The sequence below is a fragment of the Glutamicibacter halophytocola genome, from assembly GCF_001302565.1.
GTDB classification, from domain to species: domain Bacteria; phylum Actinomycetota; class Actinomycetes; order Actinomycetales; family Micrococcaceae; genus Glutamicibacter; species Glutamicibacter halophytocola.
Window position 1 is genome coordinate 3564453 of sequence record NZ_CP012750.1, and the last position, 25810, is coordinate 3590262.

The 25810-nt window shown below is 59.3% G+C and carries 24 protein-coding genes; 14 read left to right on the plus strand and 10 right to left on the minus strand.

Translation table 11 applies throughout. The features are described from left to right. Positions 1 to 77: 77 nt before the first annotated feature. Positions 78 to 1013, minus strand: a complete 936-nt coding sequence (locus tag AOZ07_RS16455; protein WP_060702970.1) for a LysR family transcriptional regulator — start codon at positions 1011 to 1013, stop codon at positions 78 to 80. Between the two features lie 156 nt (positions 1014 to 1169). On the opposite strand from AOZ07_RS16455, the gene AOZ07_RS16460 reads away from it, so the two are divergent. The 4 genes from AOZ07_RS16460 to AOZ07_RS16475 all read left to right on the plus strand — a co-directional run bounded on the left by AOZ07_RS16460 (position 1170) and on the right by AOZ07_RS16475 (position 7094). Further along, entirely contained in the window at positions 1170 to 2474 is a 1305-nt protein-coding gene (locus AOZ07_RS16460; protein ID WP_060702971.1) for an aromatic ring-hydroxylating oxygenase subunit alpha, read from the plus strand. Further along, complete coding sequence (locus AOZ07_RS16465) at positions 2471 to 3859, plus strand: flavin reductase family protein (protein ID WP_060702972.1); 1389 nt, start codon at positions 2471 to 2473, stop codon at positions 3857 to 3859. Before AOZ07_RS16460 ends, AOZ07_RS16465 begins: the two co-directional genes overlap by 4 nt. Before the next feature lie 48 nt (positions 3860 to 3907). Then, positions 3908 to 6427, plus strand: a complete 2520-nt coding sequence (locus tag AOZ07_RS16470) for a GcvT family protein (protein WP_060702973.1) — start codon at positions 3908 to 3910, stop codon at positions 6425 to 6427. A gap of 406 nt (positions 6428 to 6833) precedes the next feature. Continuing rightward, complete coding sequence (locus AOZ07_RS16475) at positions 6834 to 7094, plus strand: GlsB/YeaQ/YmgE family stress response membrane protein (RefSeq protein WP_060702974.1); 261 nt, start codon at positions 6834 to 6836, stop codon at positions 7092 to 7094. Positions 7095 to 7181: 87 nt separating this feature from the next. Here the strand turns inward: AOZ07_RS16475 and AOZ07_RS16480 are convergent, their stop codons facing one another. After that, entirely contained in the window at positions 7182 to 7469 is a 288-nt protein-coding gene (locus tag AOZ07_RS16480) for a hypothetical protein (protein WP_060702975.1), read from the minus strand. Between the two features lie 229 nt (positions 7470 to 7698). Then, positions 7699 to 8259 carry a MarR family winged helix-turn-helix transcriptional regulator gene (locus AOZ07_RS16485; protein WP_060702976.1) on the minus strand — a complete coding sequence of 187 codons (561 nt, stop codon included), beginning with the start codon at positions 8257 to 8259 and terminating at the stop codon, positions 7699 to 7701. A 172-nt stretch (positions 8260 to 8431) separates the two neighbouring features. On the opposite strand from AOZ07_RS16485, the gene AOZ07_RS16490 reads away from it, so the two are divergent. The 4 genes from AOZ07_RS16490 (at position 8432) to AOZ07_RS16505 (ending at position 12572) form a co-directional block, all read left to right on the plus strand. Then, a complete protein-coding gene (locus AOZ07_RS16490; RefSeq protein WP_060702977.1) occupies positions 8432 to 8890 on the plus strand; it encodes a hypothetical protein in 459 nt (152 codons plus the stop codon). Positions 8891 to 9024: 134 nt separating this feature from the next. Further along, positions 9025 to 9498, plus strand: coding sequence for a hypothetical protein (locus tag AOZ07_RS16495; protein WP_060702978.1), 474 nt, complete (start codon positions 9025 to 9027; stop codon positions 9496 to 9498). A gap of 1334 nt (positions 9499 to 10832) precedes the next feature. Continuing rightward, on the plus strand, positions 10833 to 11975 hold the full coding sequence (locus tag AOZ07_RS16500) for a ParA family protein (protein WP_060702979.1): 1143 nt from the start codon (positions 10833 to 10835) through the stop codon (positions 11973 to 11975). Positions 11976 to 11978: 3 nt separating this feature from the next. Continuing rightward, positions 11979 to 12572, plus strand: a complete 594-nt coding sequence (locus tag AOZ07_RS16505) for a HEPN domain-containing protein (RefSeq protein ID WP_194943709.1) — start codon at positions 11979 to 11981, stop codon at positions 12570 to 12572. A gap of 281 nt (positions 12573 to 12853) precedes the next feature. Here the strand turns inward: AOZ07_RS16505 and AOZ07_RS19260 are convergent, their stop codons facing one another. After that, on the minus strand, positions 12854 to 13024 hold the full coding sequence (locus AOZ07_RS19260) for a hypothetical protein (protein WP_417935202.1): 171 nt from the start codon (positions 13022 to 13024) through the stop codon (positions 12854 to 12856). Positions 13025 to 13113: 89 nt separating this feature from the next. Then, positions 13114 to 13344, minus strand: a complete 231-nt coding sequence (locus AOZ07_RS19265) for a recombinase family protein (protein WP_207758486.1) — start codon at positions 13342 to 13344, stop codon at positions 13114 to 13116. Positions 13345 to 13872: 528 nt separating this feature from the next. Here AOZ07_RS19265 and AOZ07_RS16510 point away from each other — a divergent pair. Continuing rightward, positions 13873 to 14577, plus strand: a complete 705-nt coding sequence (locus tag AOZ07_RS16510) for a hypothetical protein (protein ID WP_060702981.1) — start codon at positions 13873 to 13875, stop codon at positions 14575 to 14577. 401 nt (positions 14578 to 14978) lie between these two features. After that, a complete protein-coding gene (locus AOZ07_RS16515) occupies positions 14979 to 16922 on the plus strand; it encodes a hypothetical protein (protein ID WP_075972526.1) in 1944 nt (647 codons plus the stop codon). A gap of 812 nt (positions 16923 to 17734) precedes the next feature. Here AOZ07_RS16515 and AOZ07_RS16520 read toward each other — a convergent pair. Continuing rightward, positions 17735 to 18430 carry a fasciclin domain-containing protein gene (locus AOZ07_RS16520; RefSeq protein ID WP_060702982.1) on the minus strand — a complete coding sequence of 232 codons (696 nt, stop codon included), beginning with the start codon at positions 18428 to 18430 and terminating at the stop codon, positions 17735 to 17737. Positions 18431 to 18879: 449 nt separating this feature from the next. Here AOZ07_RS16520 and glyA point away from each other — a divergent pair, with 449 nt between their 5' ends. The 3 genes from glyA to AOZ07_RS16535 all read left to right on the plus strand — a co-directional run bounded on the left by glyA (position 18880) and on the right by AOZ07_RS16535 (position 22468). After that, a complete protein-coding gene (glyA, locus tag AOZ07_RS16525; protein WP_269465032.1) occupies positions 18880 to 20196 on the plus strand; it encodes a serine hydroxymethyltransferase in 1317 nt (438 codons plus the stop codon). 116 nt (positions 20197 to 20312) lie between these two features. Then, positions 20313 to 21509 carry a pyridoxal phosphate-dependent aminotransferase gene (locus AOZ07_RS16530; protein ID WP_060702984.1) on the plus strand — a complete coding sequence of 399 codons (1197 nt, stop codon included), beginning with the start codon at positions 20313 to 20315 and terminating at the stop codon, positions 21507 to 21509. Beyond that, complete coding sequence (locus tag AOZ07_RS16535; RefSeq protein WP_060702985.1) at positions 21509 to 22468, plus strand: 2-hydroxyacid dehydrogenase; 960 nt, start codon at positions 21509 to 21511, stop codon at positions 22466 to 22468. The genes AOZ07_RS16530 and AOZ07_RS16535 overlap by 1 nt, the downstream gene beginning before the upstream one ends. Here the strand turns inward: AOZ07_RS16535 and AOZ07_RS18895 are convergent. Beyond that, the gene (locus AOZ07_RS18895; protein WP_194943710.1) at positions 22465 to 22611 is read right to left on the minus strand and encodes a hypothetical protein; all 147 of its coding nucleotides are present in this window, start codon (positions 22609 to 22611) and stop codon (positions 22465 to 22467) included. The genes AOZ07_RS16535 and AOZ07_RS18895 overlap by 4 nt on opposite strands. 13 nt (positions 22612 to 22624) lie before the next feature. Here AOZ07_RS18895 and AOZ07_RS16540 point away from each other — a divergent pair, with 13 nt between their 5' ends. Then, positions 22625 to 24049: a cryptochrome/photolyase family protein gene (locus AOZ07_RS16540; protein WP_060702986.1), complete on the plus strand. Its 1425-nt coding sequence runs from the start codon at positions 22625 to 22627 to the stop codon at positions 24047 to 24049. A gap of 1 nt (position 24050) precedes the next feature. Here the strand turns inward: AOZ07_RS16540 and AOZ07_RS18900 are convergent, their stop codons facing one another. From AOZ07_RS18900 to AOZ07_RS16550, 3 genes are all read right to left on the minus strand, one after another. Next, complete coding sequence (locus AOZ07_RS18900) at positions 24051 to 24209, minus strand: hypothetical protein (RefSeq protein WP_171918457.1); 159 nt, start codon at positions 24207 to 24209, stop codon at positions 24051 to 24053. A gap of 90 nt (positions 24210 to 24299) precedes the next feature. Continuing rightward, positions 24300 to 25187, minus strand: coding sequence for a bifunctional 5,10-methylenetetrahydrofolate dehydrogenase/5,10-methenyltetrahydrofolate cyclohydrolase (locus tag AOZ07_RS16545; RefSeq protein WP_060702987.1), 888 nt, complete (start codon positions 25185 to 25187; stop codon positions 24300 to 24302). After that, positions 25184 to 25807 carry a cyclodeaminase/cyclohydrolase family protein gene (locus AOZ07_RS16550; RefSeq protein ID WP_060702988.1) on the minus strand — a complete coding sequence of 208 codons (624 nt, stop codon included), beginning with the start codon at positions 25805 to 25807 and terminating at the stop codon, positions 25184 to 25186. The genes AOZ07_RS16545 and AOZ07_RS16550 overlap by 4 nt, the downstream gene beginning before the upstream one ends. Positions 25808 to 25810: the final 3 nt, after the last annotated feature.

Sequence of the window (25810 nt, forward strand, 5' to 3'; positions counted from 1 at the left end):
TCTCCTCATGTGTGTGATCCATGTCAATAGCGTTGCGTAGCAATCAGCGTCGGATGCCGTCGTTTCTGCCCGGCAAATCAGTCCAGTTCTTCGGCTGACCGCTGGGAAATAATTTCCTTGGCCGTGTCCTGCAGAATTTTCAAGGATTCCTCGATCATCGGAGAACCCAGGGATCCCTTGCGGGTGACCGCGACAATGCGGCGCGAGGGCTTGGCCACGCCGGTAATGCGACGGCGCACCACATTATCGACGCTGCCCAAGGTGGCCAGCCGCGGCAGCAAGCCGACCCCCAGCCCGGCCCCGATGAACGCGATCATGGTTTCCCACTCCACCGCTTCGTGGGCAATGTGCGGGGTGACGCCCAGCGAGGTGAAGGCGGCGACAAAAAGCGCCCGGTACACCGAGTGCTCGGCTTCGGTAATCCACGGATCATCAGCCAGCTGCTCCAGGGACACCGACTTGTTCATTGCCAGCCGATGGTCGGCAGGCAGCACCACATCCAGCGGGTCATCAAGCAGGACCGTCTGCTCGAACCGGGCCTGCACCAGAGTGCCGGTCTGCGACTGGCTGGCCACGATCACCGCCAGGTCGATGCGCTCGGAGAGCAGCAGGTCCAGGCAGCGCTGGGGCTGGGCCTCGACCAGCCGCACTTCCATCTCCGGCCGGCTGGTGCGCAGCTTGGCTGCCAGCGGGGCGAGCAGCTCGGCAGCCGCGGTGGAAAATCCGCCAAGGCCAAAGCTCGCCTGCAGCTGCCCCGAGGCGGTGCGCGAGGAGGCCATCAGCAGCTCCCACTGCGTCACAATCGAGTCCAGGCCCGCCACAAAGTGCCGCCCGGCAGCGGTCAGCCGCACCCCCCGCCCGTCCTTGATCAGCAGCTGGATCCCCAGGCCGCGCTGCAGCTCGCGCAGCTGCGCCGAGACCGCCGAGGGCGAGTATCCGGTCAGTTCCGCAGTCCGTGCCACATTGCCGGTGGAAGAGAAGACCCGGAGGGTGCTCAAGCGTGGATCAATCATGCACTAATTGTGCATGATTTCATTCGAAATCTTGCGCTTTTCATGGACACTAATTATTCCTAGTCTCGATTCATGCGGTTGATCATTTCCGTGATCCAGCTCACCGCACCACCACACCCCAAAGGCGCTCAGGCGCTGTGTTTCTAGGAGTAACAGATGACCGCTTCGGTAAGTGCCGCGCGCAGCACGCGTGGCAAGCTCGCTTCGACTGTGGAGACTCAACAGCTCGCCGAAATTACCGAACTCTTCCAGAACCGGCGCAAGGGCTTTTCCCTTGAAGCCCCGTTCTACACCGACCCAGCGATCTTCAAGGTCGAGATGGAAGCCATCTTCGGCACCCACTGGCTCTTTGCCGCCAGCGTGGCCGAAGTGCCAGAGCCAGGCGACTACGTCACCCTGGACTACGGTCCGCATTCGCTGATCGTGCTGCGCACCGATGATGGCGGGGTCAACGTCCTGCACAACGTCTGCCGCCACCGCGGCGCCCGGGTCCTGACCGAGTCCGCCGGCAGCACCGGCAACCTGGTCTGCGGCTACCACTCCTGGACCTACTCGCCCGAAGGCGACCTGATCCACGCCTCCTCCCCTGGCGAAATCGACTTCGACAAGAACTGCTTCGCTCTCAAGCGCGCCCACGGCCGCATCCACGCGGGCCTGATCTTCGTCTCCATCGCCGCCGAGCCGCCAACCGACTTCGACGAGGTCTCCGCGATCTTCGAGCCCTACCTGGCACCGCACGACCTGGGCAGCGCCAAGGTCGCCTACCAGCAGGACATCATCGAAGAAGGCAACTGGAAGCTGGTGATGGAAAACAACCGCGAGTGCTACCACTGCGATGGGCACCCGGAACTGGCCTGCTCGCTGTTCCCGACCTGGGGCCTGACCGATGAACTGGTCCCGCCGCACCTGGAAGAGGTCTGGGAGCGCAACAAGGCTGCCAAGGAGGCGCTGGAAGAACGCTGCCGCCGCTACGGGCTGCCCTATGAGGTCGTCGAGGAGCTCGACACCCGCATCGCCGGCATCCGCATCTCCCGCGAATCCCTGGATGGCGAGGGCGAGTCCTTCTCCCCTGACGGCCGCCGCCTGTCCAAGAAGCTGCTGGGCGATCTGCGCGACTTCCGCCTGGGCCGCTGCTCCATGCACCTGCAGCCCAACTCCTGGTTCCACTTCCAGTCCGACCACGTGATCACCTTCGGCGCCTATCCGATCAACGAGCACCAGACCCTGGTGCGCACCACCTGGCTGGTGGCCGATGACGCCGTGGAAGGCGTCGACTACGACCTGGAGAAGCTGACCCACACCTGGAAGCAGACCAACATCCAGGACAAGGCCTTCGTGGAACTGTGCCAGACCGGCGCGGGCAGCCCCGCCTACCAGCAGGGCCCGTACATGAAGAGCGAATACCAGGTCGAGGCCTTCATCAACTGGTACACCCAGCGCGTGCTGGAGCACCTGGCATGAGCGAAGGCGCAACCATAGTGGGAACCTCCACCGCGCAGCGCATCCGCGGATTGGAAATGCCATGGAACCGGGTGCTCAGCACCCAGGACCAGGCAGCCAGCGCCGCCAAGGCGCTGGGCCCCTGGCACCCGCAGGAGTTCCTGGCTGAATGCGTGCAGAACATCGAGGAAGCCGGCGGGCTGATGACCTTCGTCTTCCGCCGCCTCGATGGCGCGCCGCTGGCCTTCCGCGCCGGCCAGTACCTGAACATCGCCTTCCCTGTTTATGGCGACGGCGAAGACACGGTGGACCGCAGCTACTCCATCTCCAGCGCGCCCACCGTTCCGTGGACCTTCAATGTCAGCATCAAGCGCGACCCCAAGGGCCTGGTCTCCTCGTGGGCGCACGAGAACCTGCGCCCGGGCATGGTGCTGGATATGCTCGGACCGGTCGGGGCCTTCCACCTGGGCGACTCGGACCGCCGGGCCCGCTACCTGTTCTTGTCCGCCGGCGCCGGGATCACCCCGATCATGTCCATGGTGCGCACCATCCACTCCCTGCCCGGCCAGGCCGATGTGATCGTGCTCTGCCACGGCACCGTGCCCGGGGACTTCGCCTTCTGGCAGGAGCTGGAATACATTTCCAAGGTCGACACCCGCATCAAGGTGTTCTACTCCCTGGGCGACCGCGACAAGCCCAAGAGCTGGAAGGGCTTCTCCGGCCGGCTCTCGGCGAAGATGATCAACGAGGTCGCCCCGGATGCCAACGGCCGCAAGGTATTCGCCTGCGGACCCGAAGGCTACCTGAACTCGGCCACGCAGCTGCTGCGCGAGGTCGGGGTGGATGACACCTCGGTCTTCATGGAGTTCTTCTCGGGCGACCGCAAGACCCTGCTGGAATACCAGAAGGAGATCGTGCTGGCCGAGTCCATCGCCGAGGAAGTGGCCGAGTCGGTGGAGGAGTTCTACGAGAGCCAGCCGCCAGAGCTGGGCATGTACGAGCCCGACTACGACGAAACCGGCACCATCGAGGCCAGCGGCCAGGAGCTGATCGCGGTTGCAGCCGATGCCCCGGTGCCGGCCGCCGAGCCGGTCGATGAGCAGCTCCCGCCAGATACCTCGGGCTTCGAGACCGTGGGCGAAGGCACCATCACCATGAGCTTCGTGCGCTCGGGGATCAACGTCAAGATCAACCCCGAGGAAAAGATCCTGGGCCCGGCCCAGCGCGCCGGGGTGCGCATCGGCGCCAACTGCCAGGAGGGCATGTGCGGCTCGTGCAAGGTCGTCAAGCTTTCCGGCGAGGTGACCATGAACCACCAGGGCGGCATCCGTGCCCGGGAGATCTCCGCCGGCAAATTCCTCCCGTGCTGTTCCACCGCTACCTCGGATCTGGTCATCGACGCCTAGTCGCCAGTTCCGCCACACACTTAGCCAACCAGTTTTAAAGGAGTCACCATGTCCCCTGTTTCCCCTCGGGTCATCATCATCGGCGCCGGCATTGTCGGCGCCAACCTGGCCGACGAGCTGGCCCTGCTGGGCCACACCAACACCCTGGTCATCGAGCAGGGTCCGCTGAGCATTCCCGGCGGCTCCACCTCGCATGCTCCGGGGCTGGTGTACTCCTCCAACCCGTCCAAGTCCATGACGGAGTTCGCCCAGTACACCATCAAGAAGCTCAGCTCCCTGATCGGCCCCGACGGCACCAGCTCCTTCCTCCCGGTGGGCGGCCTGGAGATCGCGACCAATGAAGAGCGCCTGGCCGACCTGCACCGCCGCGCCGGCTGGAACCGCTCCTACGGGGTCGATGCCGAGGTCATCGACGCCGACGAGTGCCTGAAGAAGTTCCCGATGCTGGCCGAAGGCAAGGTGCTGGGCGGCCTGTTCACCCCGGGCGACGGCCTGGCCCTGGCCGCCAAGGGTACCGCGCTGGTCATGGAACGCGCCAAGGCCGCAGGCGTGGAATTCCGCGATCGCACCATCGTCACCGACATCGAGGTCTCCGGCGGCAAGGTCACCGCGGTGATCTGCGGCGAGGACCGCTTCGAGGCAGACATCGTCGTCTCCTGCGCCGGCTTCTGGGGCCCGAAGATCGGGGAGATGGTTGGCACCTCGATCCCGCTGCTGCCGCTGGGCCACCAGTTCGTCTGGACCACCCCGGCTCCATCGCTGGCCGGCGTCAACGAGCTGCCCAACGGCGCCAGCCGCCCGATCCTGCGCTACCAGGACCGCGACCTCTACTACCGCGAATGGGGCGACCGGATCGGCATCGGCTCCTACGCCCACCGCCCGATGCCGGTGGACCTCGATACCCTCAAGTCCTACCGCCCCGAGGAGATCACCCACGAGCGCATGCCTTCCTCGCTGGACTTCACCCCCGAGGACTTCGCCGCCGAGTGGGAAGCCACCCAGGAACTGCTGCCGGATCTGCGCAACACGCAGATCCAGCGCGGCTTCAACGGCATCTTCTCCTTTACCCCGGACGGCGGCTCGCTGGTCGGCCAGTCAAAGGAAGTCGAGGGCTTCTACGCGGCCGAGGCCGTCTGGGTCACCCACGCTCCGGGCATCGCCAAGGCCGTGGCCGAATTGATCGCCACCGGCACCTCGAGCACCGATTTGAGCGACTGCGACCTGAACCGCTTCGAGGACATGCAGACCACCAAGGAGTATGTCAGCGAGACCTCGCAGCAGAACTTCGTGGAAATCTACGACGTCCGCCACCCGCTGGAGCCGCGCACCAAGCCGCGCGCCGTGCGCACCTCCCCGTTCTACTCCCGCCAGCAGGAACTCGGCGCCTTCTTCCTGGAAGGCACCGGCTGGGAGCGCCCGCACTGGTACGAGGCCAACGCCGCGCTGCTGGAGTCGCTGCCCGAGGAATGGTCCGCTCCGGAACGCGATGCCTGGTCCGACAAGTTCCACTCCCCGATCGCCGCGGTGGAAGCCTGGAAGACCCGCACCGCGGTGGCCATGTTCGACATGACCCCGCTCAAGCGCGTCGAGGTCACCGGCCCGGGTGCCGGTGAACTGCTGCAGGGGTTGACCACCGCCAACATGCTGCGTGCCCCGGGCATGGTCAGCTACACCCTGCTGCTCGATGCCGCCGGCGGCATCACCAGCGACATCACCGTGGCACGCCTGTCCGACGAGGTCTACCAGGCCGGCATCAACTCGAATGTCGATGTCGCCTACCTGAACCGCGAGGCCAAGAAATTCAACGCCGCCAACCCGGGCAAGTGGGCCGCCGTGCGCGATATCACCGCCGGCACCTCGTGCATCGGCCTATGGGGCCCGCTGGCCCTGGACGTGATGAACAAGGTCACCGACGATGACATGAGCAACGAGGGCCTGAAGTACTTCCGCACCAAGCAGATCTCCATTGCCGGCATCCCGGTCACCGCCATGCGCCTGTCCTACGTGGGCGAGTTCGGCTGGGAGCTCTACGCTTCGGCGGATGTCAGCGCCAAGCTCTGGGACGTGCTCTTCGAGGCCGGCCAGGAGCAGGGCATCATTGCCGGCGGCCGCGAGGCCTTCAACTCCATGCGATTGGAGAAGGGCTTCCGCTCCTTCGGCACCGATATGACCAGCGAGCACGAGCCGGAACAGGCTGGCCTGGGCTTTGCGGTCAAGGCCGCCAAGACCGTGGACTTCGTCGGCAAGTCGGCCCTGGCCGAGCGCGCCGCCGCGGCCACCAAGCGCCTGCGCTGCCTCACCGTTGATGATGGCGTGTCGGTGGTCCTGGGCAAGGAGCCGGTGTACGTCAACGGCAAGCCTGCCGGCTACGTCACCAGCGCCGCCTACGGCTACACGGTCCGCAAGCCGATCGCCTACGCATGGCTTCCGCTGTCGGTGGAAACCGGCGACTCGGTCCAGATCGAGTACTTCGGCAGGCCGATTGCCGCCACCGTGGTTGATGACCCGCTGTACGATCCGCAGATGGATCGCCTGCGCGGACTCTCGCTGGCCACTTCCGCCAGCTAGGCGCTAGCAGTAGAAAAGGCCGGGCAGCTGTTCACCATGAACAGCTGCCCGGCCTTTGTACTGCCAGAATGCCTGCTTGCTGGGCCGAAGCAATCAGGATCCTTCGCACTGCAAAACCGAACGGGCTTTATCCTGGGCATCGCAGCGGGCTGACGCGGATCGCCGCGGCGGGTTTTCTCGCAAACCGCTTTGTTGCGCCCACCTGTTCCGGCACGATGCGTTGCACATCTCCTCTTGGATGTGCTAATTGCCATGGCGATTTTCCGGGCACCGCAATGGCCAGGTTCTCAGGTTGCACTCAGCTTGGCATCGATGCTTCCGCTGCCTCTAGTACCTTGCTGATCTGGAAGGCGGTGCCAGAAGGCACTACCGACGCACCGTGAAACTGAGCAAAGGAGAGATCTCCATGGGCATTCTAGGATGGATCGTTTTGGGGCTGATCGCCGGGGCCATTGCCAAGGCCATTAAACCCGGGCAGCAGGGCGGCGGATGGATCGCGACGCTGCTCTTGGGTATCGTCGGCGCGCTCGTTGGCGGATGGATCGGCTCCGCGGTCTTCGATGTGGGAATCAACCAGTTCTGGTCGCTCTCGACCTGGCTGCTGGCTATTGGCGGGTCACTCGTTGTCCTCGTCATCTGGGGCTTGTTGACCCGCAAGCGCGCCTAGTTATCAAGACATCGACCGCGGGCGCGCCCTTTGAAGGGCGCGCCCGCGGTCGATAGTGATCCAGAATTCTCTGGGCCATCGTACGGCTTAGTCACGTGGGTCCTGTTGTGCCTCGCGGTCTGCCCGATGCCCGCTTCCCCGGGTTCGATTCGAGCCGTCGGCCGCTGCCGTTTCCTCACGGCTATGCTCGTGGACTTTTTCGAGCAGGCTTTGGACTTCATTGGCCCGGCCCGCCCAGTACTCGGGTTCCAGGCCAAGGCCGTTGGACGCTTCCGCTGCCATATCCGTGAAGCCATTGCGGTGGTCTTCAAGCGCGTTGTTGAGATCTTCGAACTCGTCATGACTGACACTGACTTCAATGCGCCTGCGTGGCATTCAAATCACCCTCTCTTTTATGGTCGCCTATCTCCGCTGGGCTTCAACCTACGCATCCAGCGCAGCTGGCGCATCCGCCTCAAGGTTTTCTTCAGAATCGGCGGGAAACTTTGGATAGAGGATCGAAGCCGCTGCCTTGAATGGCATCTCTGCCGGAATGCTCCCTCTACCCCGCTTGACGAAGGAATATCACTCCCACGGAGCTGAGCACCGATTCCCGGCTGTCGCCCTAGGAAGATGTAAGGTTGCTCCCCGGTACATCGCGAAGCTCGTGATCGCGCTGCGCTGCATGGCCTAGATCAAGATCATTCCACTCCACGCTGGCAATGAGGGCATTCAAGAATTTTGCTGCTGCCTTTCGCTCTTCTACGTTGAGCCCATCCACGGCAGCCATCATCCGCTCATGCATCTGCTGCAAAGTTCCGCGCACTTCGGTGTCGCTGTACTGCGTCGGGATAATGCCTACCGATCTGCGGTCGGCCGGATGCATGACCCGTTGCGCATACCCGTCGCGGCACAGCCGATCGATCAGGGCTGAGACCGAGGCATTGGAAATGCCGAGTTTTTCGGCGAAATCACGCTGACGAGGCACTTCGCCCTTCCGGTGCGCTCCGAGCAAGAAGCGCAAAGCTGTCATGTCGGTCTCGTTCATCCCCATGGATCCGCGGGTATTGGCGCGCATGTTCCGCTCTGCGTCGCGATAGCGGCGCATGAGGTTCAGCAAGTCAACGGCCTCCGGGGCCGACTGGCCATCACCATACCAATATCCACTTGACTCATAGTGGCTCATGAGAACTCCTTTCGTCGGATACGAGCACAATGCCCGATGAACTTGAGGGCCTTTCGCTCCACGCTGTTAAATTCCCGCTTGCCTTTTCTGAAAAAAATAATGTAGCCTATCTAATAGTTAGCCAGTCTACATATATTCTACTACGAAACACTGACCAGTGCCGGAGCACAACATGAAAGAGCAGTTAGCAGTTTCCGCAGATAAGAAAAACGCAGGCAACAACGCATGGGCGGCGAGGATGCAGGACATAGCATTCTTCGGGACACAGCAATGCGAAATCAAAAGCACAGTTCATTCGGCGTTCTGCACTATCCAGGGGACCCCGGAAAAGCTGGTCGTCAACCTGGCCTGCACAGCAAAGAGCGAAGAACACGTCACGGCGCTGATGCAGTACGTCAATGACCACCTGTTGCCGCAGATGGAGCAGGCTCTGGGCATCCAGTTCGAAGTGCGAAACCTGCAGTTCGCGGTGGCCGGCCGAGAAAATCTCTTGCCGCAACTAGAACGCCTCCAGGATTCCGGCAACGCCGACGGCTGGTTGGACGATCCTTTCGCGACCCCGGCCCTAACGGCCACCGAGGGCCTTCGGCCAACGGGAGGAGCTAGGCACGCAGATTTGAGCATGGCCTAGTGCACCACCGTGGCCACTGTGGATCACTCGATGGTCCACGCAGACAGGAACGATCGATGAGGCGCAGGCGCATCGCACCGGGTCCTGGGATGAACCATATTCACTGAGGAATGCAAGAAGGGGAAGTATCTAAAATGCCAGGCCGAATTGCTAGAACCCAGACCGCCATGAGGGTCGCTGATTTTCTCGCCACCCGTGAGGGCAAGTCCCATTTGACTTCGTACGGCTGGTCACCAGGCATGCCCATCGTGATGGCCCGCTCCAGCGAATCGCTTAATGACGTGATGGCGATGGTCTCCATCCACGGACGAGCAGTGCTGGTCGCCATGCTCGATTCGCGCAGCGACGAGTTGCGCATGCTCCACATCACCACACCGCAATCGGCGCTGCGCGTCGTTGCCCCTTCCCCTGCCACGGTCACCATCGGAGAATTCTTCGACCGTCTCAGCTCGGTGACAATTGCCGAATTCCGCGTGAAGTACTGGCAAAACACTGCCGTAGCCCACGTTGTCCCTTCTTGCCACGCCATGCAGGCCTCGAGCTTCGCGGGCAAGCGATACCAGTTGCCAGACCCACGGCAAGCTCTGGCATCCGCTGGCGCTGAATAGCCAATCAGCTTTTTCAGAAAACCGTCGTTGGGCAGTTCCTGATCCGCCAAAGTCAGAATCTGTCCAACGATGACTTTTTCCAGAACGATCAAATCGCTAGACCACTTGTAGGTAGCAGGTGTGCTCCTAGACCGAGCTGCAGCCCGCACTTATCGGGGCAAAGCACCAAGAAAGGCGGGTACTTGAAGGGGATTACCTGAGCCCGGATCGCGGGTCTTGGGCAGATTTCCTATCCTGATCGGCATCGAACACCGCACCTGCTCTTAAGGATTGAATTTCTTGGCTTGATTTTCCGGGCCGATCACCCCGATGCAGGAAACGGTATTGGCGCCACTGCGGTCGGCACGCTACCAATTGGCCGTACCGCTCGCCAGTTTCGCGTCTACCAGTGAAAATCCGGTGTGGCCATGCTGCCAGACGAGATGCCAGCAAATGCACGCCTGCCATAAGGCGCATATCATTCCCTGCTACCGGCGTTCGGTCGCCATTGAACGCAAACGGCTTCAAGGCAGCACTAGTTATCATCACCGCGGGCGCGGATATTTATGCCGTCCTCGATTTCGGAAAGACGGGCCGCTGGAGCCGTGCTTTCCAGCACGCAGTTTCCCTCCCCGGCAGAGCGCCTGATCTTCGTGCAGATTGCGCTGGCGTGGACCCTGGCTCGGCGATCCTTAGGGCCTCCTGTTAGATTCCGCAGCAAGTCCCGCTATATGGTAATTTCGACCAGATTGCCCACTGGGTCGGGAACCACACTTTCGTAATTGCCATCCCCGGTGGTGCGTGGCCCGCTGCTGGCCGGATAGCCGGCGCGCGCCCGATATTTTTGTCTGTGCCTGGTAAAGCCCGTAGCCGGTCAAAGGGTCATCGTGACGGAGATCGGTGACTTTGAGATCAAGGAGCCCTCAACCATCCGACTGTAAGTTGGTGGATGAGCCAGGAGATCCAGTCAGGTTGCTTTCGGCCATTTAGGACTGACCCACAACTATTAGTTTCACCATGATTCCGATAAACCAGTTATTACACATACTTGTAAGAACCAGGTGCTGTTGATTTCCCGCGGGTTTTTCATTGCGGAGATATCTTTTTCGAGACGTCCTGCAACCCTTAGGTTGTAAGAGTTCCCGATTCTGACTTTCCCGCAGTCTTCTGACTGGCAAAACATTTGGGCAGTCACCAATAATATCTCGATAGAGTAAATTTGTGATATGACCACAAAAATTTTCATAAGAATTCTATGAAACAGCTGAAATTTATGCTCAATGTGTAAAAATTATTTTTAAGTGGATCTTATGAGATGCACGAAGTTTCCTTCCAACGAAAGATTCAGGAGCGCTATGTCTTTCAAGATAATTTCGATGTTCAACCACAAAGGCGGCGTGTCAAAAACAACGACGACCTTCAACCTGGCGTGGAAGTTAGCCAGCCAGGGAAAACGCGTCATAATGGTTGATGCGGATCCACAGTGCAACCTCACGGGTGTCGCACTTGGTCTTCATCCGATTGAACACACAGAAGATGATGAAAATCCTGCTGAGAACATCGGGGATAAAGAGAGCGATTCTTTTGACAACGCACAACAGAAAACAGAAGATTTCTGGGAAGAAAATTTTCACAAGACATTTTTCGGTGCGTTAAAACCTGCCTTTGACTCAGAGCCTAAACTCTTGGAACCTGTGGACTGTGTAGAAATTGACGGTATCGAAGGACTATACCTGTTACCTGGGCATCTACGGGTTGGAGAATATGAGGTTTCTCTTGGGATTGCCCAAGAGCTAGCCGGGTCAATAGCGTCTTTGCGCAACCTTCCGGGTTCCATTTATTATCTATTGTCTCAAACGGCTGAAGAGCTGAACGCAGACTACGTGCTCATTGATATGAGCCCAAGTTTAGGATCGCTAAACCAGAACCTTGTCACCATAAGCGATCTTCTTATTGTGCCCACTTCGCCTGACTTTTTCTCGATAATGGCTCTACGGTCACTATCTGCAGTTTTGCCTCGATGGCTGCGTTGGGCGAAGGCAGCCAGTGAAAACGAAGTTCTAAGGGATGCCTCGTATCCCTATCCTAGTCCTCGACTTAAACTTGGAGGGGTCATAGTTCAACGGTACAGACTATATAGGAAGCCGACGATTGATGATCCATACGGTACACCAACAGGACCTTTCCGCCAGTGGATAGAAAAAGTCAAGACGGCGTCTAGGAATCAATTTGTTCCTGCACTAAAGGCCGCTGGATTAACTTTCGATGATGAGAAGTATGCTGAGATCGGCGTTGAAGACGACAGAGTCCTTGTCCAGATTCAGGAATTTAACAGCCTTCTTCCTAAGTCTCAAGAGTATAAGGTTCCAGTATTTGCCCTTACGGATGAGCAATTAAACCAAGTGGGCGTGGTCTTGGAAGGCTCACGAACACAGATTAGAAGTCTGGACCGCATATTTGATCAGCTCGCTGACCGTGTATCACGTCTTCTGGGGTAGATCATGGCTTCCAAAACACTGGAGATATTCAACCGTCTCGTGGCGCAAACATATGAACTTGAGGCCGCTGCCTCGAGCGCTGAGGTAGAAGGTCCCCCTGGAATTGCACCTATTCTTCGTAGAAGCGCCTTCCTTCTAACTGTTGCTGCCCTAGATTCTTACTTCCACGAACGTGCTATAAGCCTTCTGGGGGAGTGTGCGAAGAAGGGTGGCGAAGATGCACAGAGGGTTGCCAGTTACGTAGGTAAGTCTGTCTCAGAAGTCTCAAGTGATTTAGGATCGAGTTATATCAGGTTGCAACTCTCCTTCAAAACGTTAGTTGCACCAAAAAACATTGATAAATTTCTTATGGCTTTGGGGCACAGCGCTGAGGACGCATGGCTAGCGGTTGCGTTTAATTTGAGCTCCAGACCTGATAGGTTGCGCCGTTATCTGGAGATTGTCTACGACCGTAGAAATCAAATTGCTCATGAAGCAGACTGGGACGTTGCTCGTTTTGATTTTCGCCCCATGGAACGGGCTCATTTGGAAGATTGTCTTCTAGCTGTGACAAATCTTGTTGAGAAATTTGATCAGTACCTCGAAGCGAACAAATGAAAGATGAAAATTCCGGAACTCGATACCTCTGACTTCCTTGAGAGGATGGTAACTACGCCCGAGAAATATCCGGTTAAGGTTGGCGCCCGCCCAGTTCGTGTGGTCATTGACCGACCTTGTGAAGCCATGCGAAGAGCTCACCCGTTTACTCGGTGAAAATCGGGGCTTGAAAGAAACGAACGAAATCCCAAAATAACGTCATTTTTCTTCGGAATAGACCTAACCTTTGTCTCCAATAATCTGTTGCTTCATCGTCGAGTAACCGACCAATGGCCGTGCGGTCATGTCATGCTGCCCGTAAAGTCGCTTTGCAGTGCGAAGCTTGTCAGGGAGAGGGACGATGGGTGGCCACCTGTGCTGCCGTGCGCAGGTACTGCGGCTAAGATGGCATTGGCTCGTTCGCGGATAGGGTCATCTTTGAATTCCACCAGAAACGCAAATATATTGAACATGAGCCGGTCACCGGAGAAACTGGTGTCAATGTTCTTCTCTATGCATTTGAACTGGATGCCTTATTGCTACAGCACGTCGTTTTAGTTGATTAGATGGCGGCTGGATCGAAGCGATCCAGCCGCCAGACGACTAACCTGTCGCCAGGTCTGATCCGGTCTAGCAACTCGTCGAGCTCGGGCCGAGACGCGAGTGCCCCGGAGACTGTATCGGTGAAGATGCGATAGTACCCCGCTTCGGTCAGCGCATCGAGTTGGAGTGTTCGTCTTGGTAGCCGGCCGAAACTCTGGCGTATCCGCGGAGGTGTCAGATAGTCCTGGATGTATCAATACTCGTGAATCGTATGCGCTTGCGGCATATAGTTTGTGGCATTCGGTTTTGCGACTAAGTGCTCTTTAGAATCTGTTGAATTTTAAACCGGCCGGAAATTTCTCCACAGTCGCCTGTTCAGGGTGTCAAAAACGAACGTTTTTGAGACGTGTCTTCGGTCCTTGTTTTCCGCCGCAGTTCTTGGAGTGGCCGATTTTCAGTGGGTGGGACAGCATCTCACGTCCCAGACCAGCTAGCACCAGGCCAGATTGCGCATGTTTAGATTGGTGACTCGTCCGAGCAGGACGAAGGGTTTCTATACGGTGGTTGATAATCATCCGATGTTATGACCCGTGAAGCGTTGCTACTAGCTGAGCACACGGTGGAAACCGCCGGGCAGGTGCCAAGCACAACAGCGCGGGTGAATCGTGGGGCGTGGCCTTGTGACGGGGACGGAACCCTTATACGAAGTGTCGGCGGGGTGTGTCATGCTGAGCAAAAGTGAAATCAACCGGATTTCATAGCGCAAGCAAGGAGTGAGATGGGACCTCTTCCAGGAAGCGGGCACGGATTCATCGCCTGGGTCAGGAATAATTTCGGCACCGAGATGGTGACGGTGATTCATCAGTCGGAACAAGGCACAGAAGGGCGCACTGAACTAGAAGCCCAGGTGCAGTCCAAGGCTGCCTTCTTTGATGTTGATGCGCCTGTCTATGAGGGTGACCGGTTGGAGATTCCGGATCAGCGCGGTGGAGTGCAGCGCGTTTATATCACCGACGTGGAAGTGAACCGGGCCGGTGGACGCATACGATCCGATATGAGCCATATCAAGGCGACATTCAGCACCTCAGCACCTCAGAGTGACTCTCCAGGAGGGCACTCGGGCACAGTGATCTACGGAGATCATGCCATTGTTGCTTCCGGCTCACGTGTGGCGATTGCCACCCATGGAGGGCGTGTGGTGCAGCATGAGGAAGTTCCTGCCGCCTACACCGAGCTGGTTGCTGCGGTCCAAGGTGCATTGGATCTGCTGGAATCCTCGGATTATTTCGGTCCGGATGACCAGGAAATTGGTCGAGATGCAGGATCGGTCATTCTGCAAGAAGTGATTAAGGAAGAGCCTGACCAGAAGAGCCTTAAAGGGGCGCTAGCGACTTTGCGGGGTGTTTTGACGGCTGGGATGACGTCGGCCTCTGGAGCGGCGGCTAGTGAAATCATCAAACAGCTTTTCATGCCTGGTAGTTGAAAGACGTGGCTCGCCGCACGGTCTATGCCGACGTGGTGAGTCCGGCGCGCTAGTTATCTCACTGCCGTAGGTGGCGCGGTTTTCATTGTGTCAACTGCGGCTGCGCCAGGATGCTACCGCATTGTCTGATCTTGTTCGCAACTGAATAATCAGTCTTTTCTTGCTGAAGCATCCCACAGTTATCACGGGGTGCTTCAGTGTTTAAGGACATGGTAGGTACCTCATTGGATCGAATGCCATGTAGACCGAAAACGATCGATCGTGAGACGCGAATTTTTGTTTATCCGCATTTATCTTTTGCCATTTATCGTGATGTTAATCTTCCAGCGATCATCTGCTGGCGCAGTCGGAATGAGGTTTCCACAAAGACTTTTTCCTCACGTATTGAGTACAATTAGTGGATGGCAGATGTGGATTCACCCGTGAGGTTAAAGTTCTATGGCATACGGGATTTAGCCAATGGGTGGCTTGCGGAGGAGGCAGTCACTCTAATCCAGAGTTATTCCTCGGAGCGAAAGCTCCTTTCGCTTAACGATGCTCTCGAACTCCATAATGCGCTTGAATTTGAAAAGAACAACATCGTCCCGAATTTCCTGACTGCGCAAGACCGCACAGAGTTAGCGCTGTCGGCGCGTGAGTCGCGACGACTGGTTGCCTCTTTCTTCTCAAATATTGAAGTGTCGAATCTTGAAGAGCATTTGAATGAGTTGGACTTTCAGTATGCCAAAGACCTAGTCCTCCTCCTCGAAAGGCATGAAGTCGCTAAAAGGGTTGGTGGCCAAATGCTGTTCGAAGTCCTGTCGGATGCTGCACTACCTCTGGAGGTCATGCTTTCAGATCGTCAATTCGTGAACCGGCATGATCGAAGACTTCGAGAGGTGATGCTCTCAGATGCCCATAACGGAGAGCTACTGGTCCGCATGAGGCTGGTCAAAGATTCAAATCCTTCATGCCATCTTCCCGCAAGCCTGAGCGGAGAGGACTTCCAGCAGCTTTTGAGCGCTTACATAGCAAGTGATTCTCCGCATCTCAATTATGTTCAAGCGATTGCGGAGAGCAACGACAACGATAGTTTTGGCGTAACTCCGAAAATACGGTTGGAAGCGAGGAAGCGTCATAAGGACCTTATCGAGGAACTCCTTGCCGAGAAGAGGACCACAACAACGAATACGTATCACGGACTTAGGCTAGATCCGGAACAACGAAAGCCAGTGATCGACCGCGTTGAGCGTGACGAGAACAACGTGAGCTACGTCCGATCGCTCAGTGAAAAATATCTGTTATCTTCCATGGATCCGGAGCGAATACTTCTAAATTTCGCTTCGGTGGTGGGCATTCTTGAACGAGGGCTGCTCACAATGCCATCGTTCAAAGGTCAGCTGGGAGCGCTCCGCGCACTGATAATCTCGGGAAAAGACGCATACCCCCGAGGGAGCGCGTTCAACTATGTTGATGCGCTCACCCTTAACGGGACTCAGTTTTACTCAGATTTCCTACGTCAGTACAGCATCGAAGTGGAAGATTCCGTGGCATGGTTCTTCCGAGAGCATTTGGTCGATAAGTTCGGCGTGGCTAACTTCTACTTCGCGGCGTCCAGCCCTAGTAGCTCGTTCCTTGAGCGATGTAGGCATATTTCCGCAGAGATGGAGAGTATTGCAAGACAGTTCAGCTTATACGGCAATGAAGGTGTCCTGGATCCTGAACTTCTACAAATGACCTCCGCTCCTCGGCCGTGGGCTGCGATCCCAAGCCTTACGGAGCGCAAGTATTTACACCGAGGGAGCAATCATAATTGCGATCGGGCTATGCATCTGCTTTTTAGTGATCAGTCTGGAATGACCTACATAAACAGTGAACTCAAAGCCCCGAACTTCGTCGAGCTGATAACAGAGAACGAAGTTTCTTACGATTCGGTCCGCCCTTATCAGAAGGAATCTATCGATTGGTTGATCGACGAGGGTTTAGTTGTCGTCGATTCTGATCTGCTGGAATTTGCTCAGCCAGTGCAGATTCTAGTGCTAAGTGACATCAACAACCGCGAAGCCGCAGCCTACGGTCACTATGGTGAGGATGAGGCTTCGGCGGCGCTCCTACTGGTGCAAAAGGGGTGGCTCGAATTTAGTTCAACGCTGTTGACAAAACCTGAAGCTAGTTACTTCAACTATTTCTTGAACAAGAGCGAGTTCAGCGATGGCCCGGACCTGCGAAATAAGTACGCGCATGGGACTAATGCCGACCCCGAAGATATAAGTACGCATAAGAATTCCTATTTCCAGCTGCTCAGGTTGCTCATGGCATTGACCCTGAAGATCAATGACGATTTCTGCTTAGCCGCCCAGGCTTAATCATCAACTATGTCGGAGACACCCTAAGCTTAGGCAATCGAGCCCCAAAAGAAGTTGCGCGATTACCACGCCTACTGCTTACATCGGCTCTATGAAGGCGGGACCCGTTCAAAAATAACTTTTGCAGCGGTGTCCCTAGCCACGCTATTGGGTGCAATTTAATGGCAACGGGTGTCGCTTACATAGCTTTTCCGCTTTATATTGCTCAGTCACGTCAGAGAACCAACAGGGGGACCGCGGGTTCGCATCATCTGAAAATACAACAACCTTCACTTTACAAAAAGTAGCTTATCGGTTCCGAAAACTCGCAAAGGAAGTCAGTTCTAAGTTAATTACGCCCGACAACGAGTCCAGTTCAGTAGTGACATTTCGCCTAGAGAATCGTCGTCAGGCGGTCATTCGCCCTATTGTAAACCTGCCGTTAAAATCATTGCAGTCCCGGTGAGGATTGCGAAACGAATAAGTCGGCACAACGGACAAACCACGCACAAACCAGCCTTTCCCGAATGGATGGCCGCTGAATAATTAGAGCAACCACGGGTATTAACCGGTTTCGCGAATCTTCTGACGGGTTCGCTTTTAAGTATCCCTATGGTGGTGGCCAGGTCGCTCGGCAATTGACTAGCGAGAACGAAACACGTCAATGCAAGGAGACCAACCAATCTAGGGTTTCATGACAATTGGTAGGCCACTGCAAACGGGCCCCTCAAGTTAGAAGGATCCGGCCCGAGACAAGCAAAAAGCCAGGGAACGGGCGTCCCCCAAATCGTGCATCGCCCGTTCCCTGGCTTTTTCAGCTTGATGCTGTAGTGCTACTTCTTTGCCGGTGGCATCAGCACCGAATCAACGAGGTAGACCGTGGCGTTGGCAGTCTGCACGCCACCGCAAATGACCTTGGCATCGTTGACCATCAGGTCATCGCCGCTGCCGCTGATCTTGACCTTGTCGCCTTCAACGGTTTCCAGATCACCCTTCAGATCATCAGGGGTTATCTGGCCGGGGACCACGTGGTAGGTCAATACCTTGGTCAGCATGTCGGCATCCGACACGACAGCGTTAAGGTCCTTTTCTGGGATGGCCTTGAAGGCATCATCCACCGGAGCGAAGACGGTGAACTCATCGCCATTGAGCGTGTCCACCAGGTCGACGTCCTTGTTGAGCTTCCCCGACACGGCCTTCGTCAGGGTGGTCAGCAACGGGTTGTTGGATGCTGCGACGGCTACCGGATCCTGGGCCATGCCAGCAACGGAACCGTCACCTTCGGGCACTGCTTCTGCGTACGCTGCACATCCTGAGCCAACAAGGTTGGCGGCCGGATCCATGGCCGATTCGCTGGCCATTCCCGATTCCATGGAAGAATCCGAGCTGCTCGGTGCCATGCTCGATGCCGAGCTTTCGCTGCTTGGAGTGGACTCGGCGCTGTTGTCCATCGAGCAAGCGCTCAATCCGAACGCGGCAACCGCGGCAATCGAGAGCAGTCCTACTGTTTTGCGCTGCATGGTTTTCATGTCGAACTCCTTACCTGGCGACCCCCGTTGGGCCAGTTGGTTTTCCAAACCTCTTGGTTTGGGTTGTCATAGGGCATTCGGGGCCAGGGATATTCCGGATTGGATTATTTAAAAGTTTTTTTGCCCTCGTATCCGGACCTTGCGATGACAGGCAGCAGCGCGCCATGTCTACCTGGGCCTGCGCGAGCATTGCCGGGGTCTTGAACAACCGCCCCTGACTACCAGCGGGTCATGATTTCCATTTCAGCCTCGGCAAGCGCATTTCGCCATGAACCTTCCGACCCACATGTGCGCATCCCTCTCCGGCCCTTCCGCCGCTGCCCGCTTCCAGCTGTGTACTTGGCAGGAATGTTATTCCTGCCTATTGACTCATCAGGATTCGACTCATAGCCTTGTCATAAACTCTTGATATATCAGTTGTCTGTAATTCGTACATTAGGGAGAAATCGTTGATCAGTACCCAGGATCTGACCATCAGCTCATTGACCGAAGACCTCGCCACCCTTGACCCGGAGGTAGCGCAGCGCATCGACGCTGAACTGGCCCGCCAGCAGCGCGGCCTGGAAATGATCGCCTCGGAAAACCACACCGCCCAGGCCGTCATGCAGGCCCAGGGCTCGGTGCTGACCAACAAGTACGCCGAAGGCTACCCGGGCCGCCGCTACTACGGCGGCTGCGAAGAAGTCGACGTTATCGAGACCCTGGCCATCGAGCGCATCAAGGAACTGTTCGGCGCGAACTTCGCCAACGTCCAGCCGCACTCCGGCGCCCAGGCCAACGCCTCGGTGTACCACGCGCTGGTCCGCCCGGGCGACACCGTGCTGGGGTTGAACCTGGCCCACGGCGGGCACCTGACCCACGGCATGAAGCTGAACTTCTCCGGCCGCTTGTTCAACATCGTGCCTTACGGCGTGAATGAAGAGACCAACGTGGTGGACATGGACGAGGTCGAGCGCCTTGCCATCGAGCACCAGCCGAAGATGATCGTGGCCGGCTGGTCGGCGTACCCGCGCCAGCTGGACTTCAAGCGCTTCCGCGAGATCGCTGACAAGGTCGGCGCGTACCTGTTTGTGGACATGGCGCACTTCGCCGGCCTGGTCGCCGCTGGGTTGCATCCGTCTCCTGTGCCTTACGCGCACGTGGTCACCTCGACCACCCACAAGACTTTGGCTGGTCCTCGTGGCGGCATCATCTTGTCGAATGATGCCGAGATCGCGAAGAAGCTGAACTCTGCAGTGTTCCCTGGCCAGCAGGGCGGCCCGCTGGAGCACGTGATCGCCGGCAAGGCGGTGGCCTTCAAGATCGCCGCGTCCGAGGAGTTCAAGGAGCGCCAGCAGCGCACCTTGGCTGGCGCCAAGATCCTTGCTGAGCGCCTGGCCCAGGAAGATGTGGCGGCCAAGGGCATCAGCGTGCTGACCGGCGGCACTGATGTGCACCTGGTTCTGGTTGATCTGCGCAATTCCGAGTTGGATGGCCAGCAGGCCGAGGATTTGCTGGCGCAGGTGGAGATCACCGTGAATCGCAATGCGGTGCCGTTTGATCCTCGTCCGCCGATGGTGACCTCGGGGTTGCGCATCGGTACCCCGGCGCTGGCAACCCGCGGCTTCTCGGAAGCAGCCTTTGCCGAGGTTGCAGAGATCATCGCGCAGGCGTTGATCGCTGGTGCTGAGGGCGATACCTCGGTGTTGCCGGAGCTGAAGGACCGGGTTCTGAAGCTGGCCGAAGCCCATCCGCTGTACCCGGACCTGGCCAAGGTTTCCGAGTAACACCATCTTGTGAAGGTGGGGGCCCGGACGGCGAAAACATCCGCCGTCCGCGCCGCCATCCATGGAATCCGCGCAGCAGCCCTGCGCCCACTCCCAACCAACGAAAGACCTACACTATGCAACAACTGGCACAACGCCTCGAGCGGCTAGGCACCGAAACGGCATTCAGCGTGGCGCAGGCCGCCGCGGCCTGGAAGGCCCAGGGCAACCGCGTCTACCCATTCCACCTGGGCGACATCAACATCCCCACCGCTCCGCACATTGTCGACGCCATGAGCCAGGCCATTTCCGAGGGCTACACCGGCTACTGCCCGGGCCCCGGCATCCCGCAGCTGCGCGAAGCCCTGGCCCATGACATCGGCTCCCGGCGCGGCATGGAATTCACCGCCGACAACGTGGTGGTCATGACCGGCGGCAAGCCGGTAATCACCAAGTTCCTGCAGGCAGTGATGGATCCGGGACAGGAAGTGCTGTACCCGAACCCTGGTTTCCCGATCTACGAGTCCCAGATCGAGTACCTCGGCGGCACCGCGGTTCCATATAACTACGTGCCCACCGAGTCGGGGTTCGCCATCGATCTGGAGCAGGTGCGCGCCTCGATCACCGAGAACACCACGGCGATCATCTACAACGACCTGCAGAACCCGATTTCCGCCGAATCAACGGCCGCCGAGCGCGAAGCCGTGGCCCAGCTGGCCATCGAGCACGACCTCTGGGTGCTCTCCGACGAGGCCTACTTCGAAACCCGCTACGAAGGGGCTTCGAACTCCATCGCCGCGCTTCCGGGAATGGCCGAGCGCACCGTCATCCTCTACACCTTCAGCAAGAAGTTCGCGATGACCGGCTCCCGCCTGGGCTGCGCCGTGGCGCCGCTTGAGATCGCCCAGGTCATGAGCAAGCTGAACACCAATGACGAATCCTGCACCACCCACTATGTGCAGTGGGCGGGCATCGCCGCGCTGACAGGGCCGCAGGAGCCGGTCCAGGAAATGCTGGACACCCTCAAGGAACGCCGCGACGTCGCCTGCGAGATCGTGAACTCGATCCCGGGATTCAGCGTCGCCGTTCCGCAGTCCACCTTCTACTTGTTCCCGGATGTCACCGAAGCCATGGAGCGCAAGGGATTCACCGACGTCGGCGACTTCGCCACCGCGGCCCTGGAGAACACCGGCGTTTCCTTCTGCACCCGCGAGCACTTCGGCCGCCGCCTGCCCGGCGAGGAGCGCCAGTACATCCGCCTGGCCTACTCGGGCATTGAAACCGAGGACATCCGCGAGGGCCTGGGCCGGCTGCGCGAATGGATCGCGGCGTAATGGCGAAGGTAGTCGTCACCGGGCGGATCCCGGAAGCCGCGCTGGAAAAGCTGCGCGCCGAGCACGAGGTTGACGCGTGGGACGGCGAGCAGTCGATCTCCCGCGAAGAACTGCTGGCCAAGGTGCCGGGGGCCGACGCGCTGGTCACCTTGCTGACCGAACGCGTTGACGCGGAACTGCTGGAAGCCGCTGGCCCGCAGCTGAAGGTGGTCTCCAATGTCGCCGTAGGCTACGACAACATCGTCGTGGCCGACTGCACCGCCCGGGGCGTGCGCGCCACCAACACCCCGGGAGTGCTGACCGAGGCCACCGCGGATATCGCCCTCGGCCTGATCCTCATGGCCACCCGGCGCCTGGGCGAGGGCGAACGCCTGATCCGCTCCGGAACCCCGTGGAAATGGGGCATGTTCTTCCTGCTCGGCTCAAGCCTGCAGGGCAAGACCCTGGGCGTGGTGGGCATGGGCGGCATCGGGCAGGCCACAGCCCGCCGGGCCAAGGCCTTCGGCATGGAGGTCGTCTACCAGTCGCGCAGCGAAATCGATCCGGCGATCGCCGCCGAGCTCGGTGCGCGGCGGGTCGAGCTCGACGAGCTGCTGGCGATCTCCGATGTCGTCTCGCTGCACTGCCCCTATGGCCCGAACACCCATCATCTGATCGGGGCGGAGCAGCTTGCGGCAATGAAGCCGGAAGCCTATCTGGTCAACACCGCCCGCGGCCCGATCGTGGACGAGGCCGCACTGGCGCAAGCGCTGCGCGAAGGCGTTATCGCCGGGGCCGGCCTGGATGTCTTCGAGAAGGAACCAGCGGTCCACCCGGAACTGCTAGAGCTGGAGAACGTGGCCCTGGTGCCGCACCTGGGTTCCTCGACCGTGGAAACGCGCACCGCGATGGCGGTGCTGGCGAGCGAGAACACGCTGGCGGTACTGCGTGGCGAGGACCCGGTCACCCCGGTGAACTAGGCGCCGTCCCCGCGGGACAGCGCAATGGAACGCAACAGCTTGAGGACATCGGTGTCGATGTCCTCAAGCTGTTTAAGCAAGCGCTCCCGCGCAAGTTCCTGAGCAAGACCTGACTGCCATCCTTCTGCCTTGATGTCCATCATTTAGGCTGGCGTCATGACGGACAAGAGCAGCATTGATACGACACAGCCCTACCAGCTGGTGCTTTTCCGCGATGATCTGCGGACCGTGGACCATCCGGCCCTGCTGGCCGCCAGCGAAGCCGGACCTGTCGTTGCGCTGTATATCCTCGATGAGCAATCGCCCGGGATCAGGCCCCTGGGGGCCGCGGCACGCTGGTGGCTGCATCATGCACTCGTCAGCCTGCGCGCATCGCTTCAGGAGCTCGGCATCCCGCTGGTCTTGCGCCGCGGAAACAGCGTGCACATCATCGAGGAGATCACGGGCCACGGTGCCTGTGCCGCAGTGCACTGGAACCGGCGCTATGGCCAGGCTGAACGCGCGGTGGACACCTTGATCAAGGACCACGTGCGCGCGGCGGGACTGCACGCGCAAAGCCACGCGGGCGCGCTGCTGCATGAGCCCTGGGAACTGCTCACCCAGTCAGGTACCGGCTACAAGGTGTTCACCCCGTTCCACAACGCGCTGCGCAGCACCGAGATCCGCCAGCCCCATCCCGCGCCCCAGCCGCAATCCCCTCCACACGTTGAACTGCCCGGCAGCGATACGCTGGCCAGCTGGGAACTGCTGCCCAGTTCGCCCGATTGGTCCACCGGGCTGGCGGATGCCTGGACTCCGGGAGAACCCGCCGCCCAAGAACGCCTGGCCGAAGTGCTCGGCGATATCGCGCAGCACTACGGCGAGCGCCATGACCGCCCGGATCTCGATGGAACCTCGGCGCTTTCCCCTGCACTGCGCTGGGGCCACCTGAGTCCGCATCAAGTGTGGAAAGAGCTCAGCGCCCTCGCCAGCAGCACTGCGCCTGCGGCTGAAGGCGCCTTGGCCTTGCGCCGCCAGGTCGCGTGGCGGGATTTCTGCTGGCACCTGTACTACCACCACCCGCAGCTGCCCATAGAGAACTTGCGTTCCGAATTTGACGATTTCGATTGGGCCTGGCCCGATGATTCACCTCGCGCGGCCCATTACACGCGATGCTGGCAACGCGGACGCACGGGATTCGGCCTGGTGGATGCCGGAATGGCCCAGCTATGGCAGACGGGATGGATGCACAATCGCGTGCGCATGGTGACCGCGAGCTTGCTGGTCAAGAACCTCGGGCTGCATTGGAAAGTTGGCGAACAGTGGTTCTGGGATACCCTGGTCGACGCGGATCTGGCCTGCAATACGGCCAACTGGCAATGGGTCGCGGGCAGCGGAGCCGACGCCGCACCCTATTTCAGGGTCTTCAATCCGCAACTGCAAGCCAAGAAGTTCGATCCGTCGGGAACCTACGTAGCCCGCTATGCTCCGTTGGCGGCCGAGCCAGTGGTGGATCTGAAGGAATCACGGCAAGCGGCCCTCGAATCCTATAACCACATGAAGTCCCGGCATCGTCCGGACTCCCCGGGTACCGATAGCTGATTCATCCGCCGCCTGCCTGGTTCCAGGCCATCGCCAGCGTCATGACAGCGGAAACCGCCGCATCATTGATCTCCAAATCAATGATGCGGCGGCCCTTTGGGCAGTAACCGATCAACAGATCCCATATCACCACGTCATCGGAAAAGCCCAGTCTTTTCATCGCTGCGCCTGGCACCGGCCGTTCCAGCACACTTCGCGGCCCGGCGGGCTGGTTTGCCCGCCAGAACCGAACCCGAACGCTGGCGTACTGCTACCGGCGTGTGCTCATGGACTCTCCTCTCCACATGATCGACTCGCAAACTTTTGCAGCGGCCTGCACGGCATGCCAGATGAGGAGCGCTGTGGTCACCGTGCCCACTCCCCCGGGTACCGGGCTGAGCGCGCGCACCTTGGGCTGGACCGAAGCCGCGTGCACGTCTCCGACCAGCTGCCCTTCTTCGTCCACGTTCGTGCCCACATCGATGACCACCGAGGAGTCGGCAACTTCTTCTGCGGTGAGCAGGTTGGCACGGCCAACGGCCATGACGGTGACGGCTGCGGCCTTGGTGAAATCGGCCAATTGCGCGGTCCGGGAATGGCAGATGCTCACCGTGGCATCGCGCTGCAGCAGCAGCTGGGCCAGGGGCTTGCCCACCACGGCAGAACGTCCCACCACTGCCACATGCTGGCCCGCGAGCGGAACCCGGTAATGCTCCAGGATCTCGATGACCGAACGCGCGGTGGCCGGGGCAAAGGCTGGCTGGCCCACGCTGAGCCGGCCGAGGCTCAGTGGATTGGCTCCATCAATGTCCTTGGCAGGATCGATCAGCTGCACCAGTACCGCTGGATCCACGCCTTCGGGCAACGGGGTCTGGAGAATGATCCCATGCACGGACTCGTCCTCATTCAGGGCCGTGATGGCCGCCGCTAGCTGCTCCTGGCTGGCTTCAGGCATCTGGAGCACCTGGCATTCAACGCCCTGCTGGGCCGCGGCCCTCTCGATGGAGCGCACATACCACGCGGTGGCCTCGTTCTTCGTGGCCAGCAGGACCGCTACCTTGGCCGTGAAGCCGTCGCGGTTCAGATTTTCAACCACGTGGGCGGTTTTGGCGCGGATCTCGTCGGCCACCGGTTTTCCGCTCAAGCGCCGAGCCGTCATGCCGACACCGCCGAACGAACTGCGGCGCTGAGCTCTTCTGCGTGGTTGATCATTTCGCTTGCCCGGAGGGTGGCTTGGCTCAGCCGTTCGCGCTCGGTTTCATCCTTGATGGCGGCGATGTTCATTTCCAAGGTGGCCAACGCGGTGCCTAGCGCAGCGCGGGCAGCCTCCGCCGCGGCAGCCACGTCGCTGCGGACCGAGCGGTTGCCAATCGGCAGCAGTTCCTGGGCCAGCGTGACGGCCGCGGACGCCAGGTCAACGGTTGAAACCAGTGGGGCCGCGGCTTCGATGGTGGCGTGGCCGATGGCTTTGCGGCGTTCGGCTTTCTGCTCCTCGGTGTCCTTGGGCAAGGCGTAGGCGGCACTGAGCAAACCGAAAAGCCGCTCATCTTCCTGGGCCGCAAACAGCGCGTCGCGCATCAGCTGCTTGGCATCCTTGGCGATAACCTGGGCCTGTTCCTGGACCTCGGCGTACCGTGGGCCGGAGGTGAATTCGGCAACCATGGACACCAGCGCTGCAGCTTGCGCAGCGTGCAGCGCGGCCGCGGCACCTCCCCCGGGCGCTGGGGCTCTTGAAGCGAGGCGCTCAAGATAACTGCTGACAGTTTCGGTAGTGATCATGGG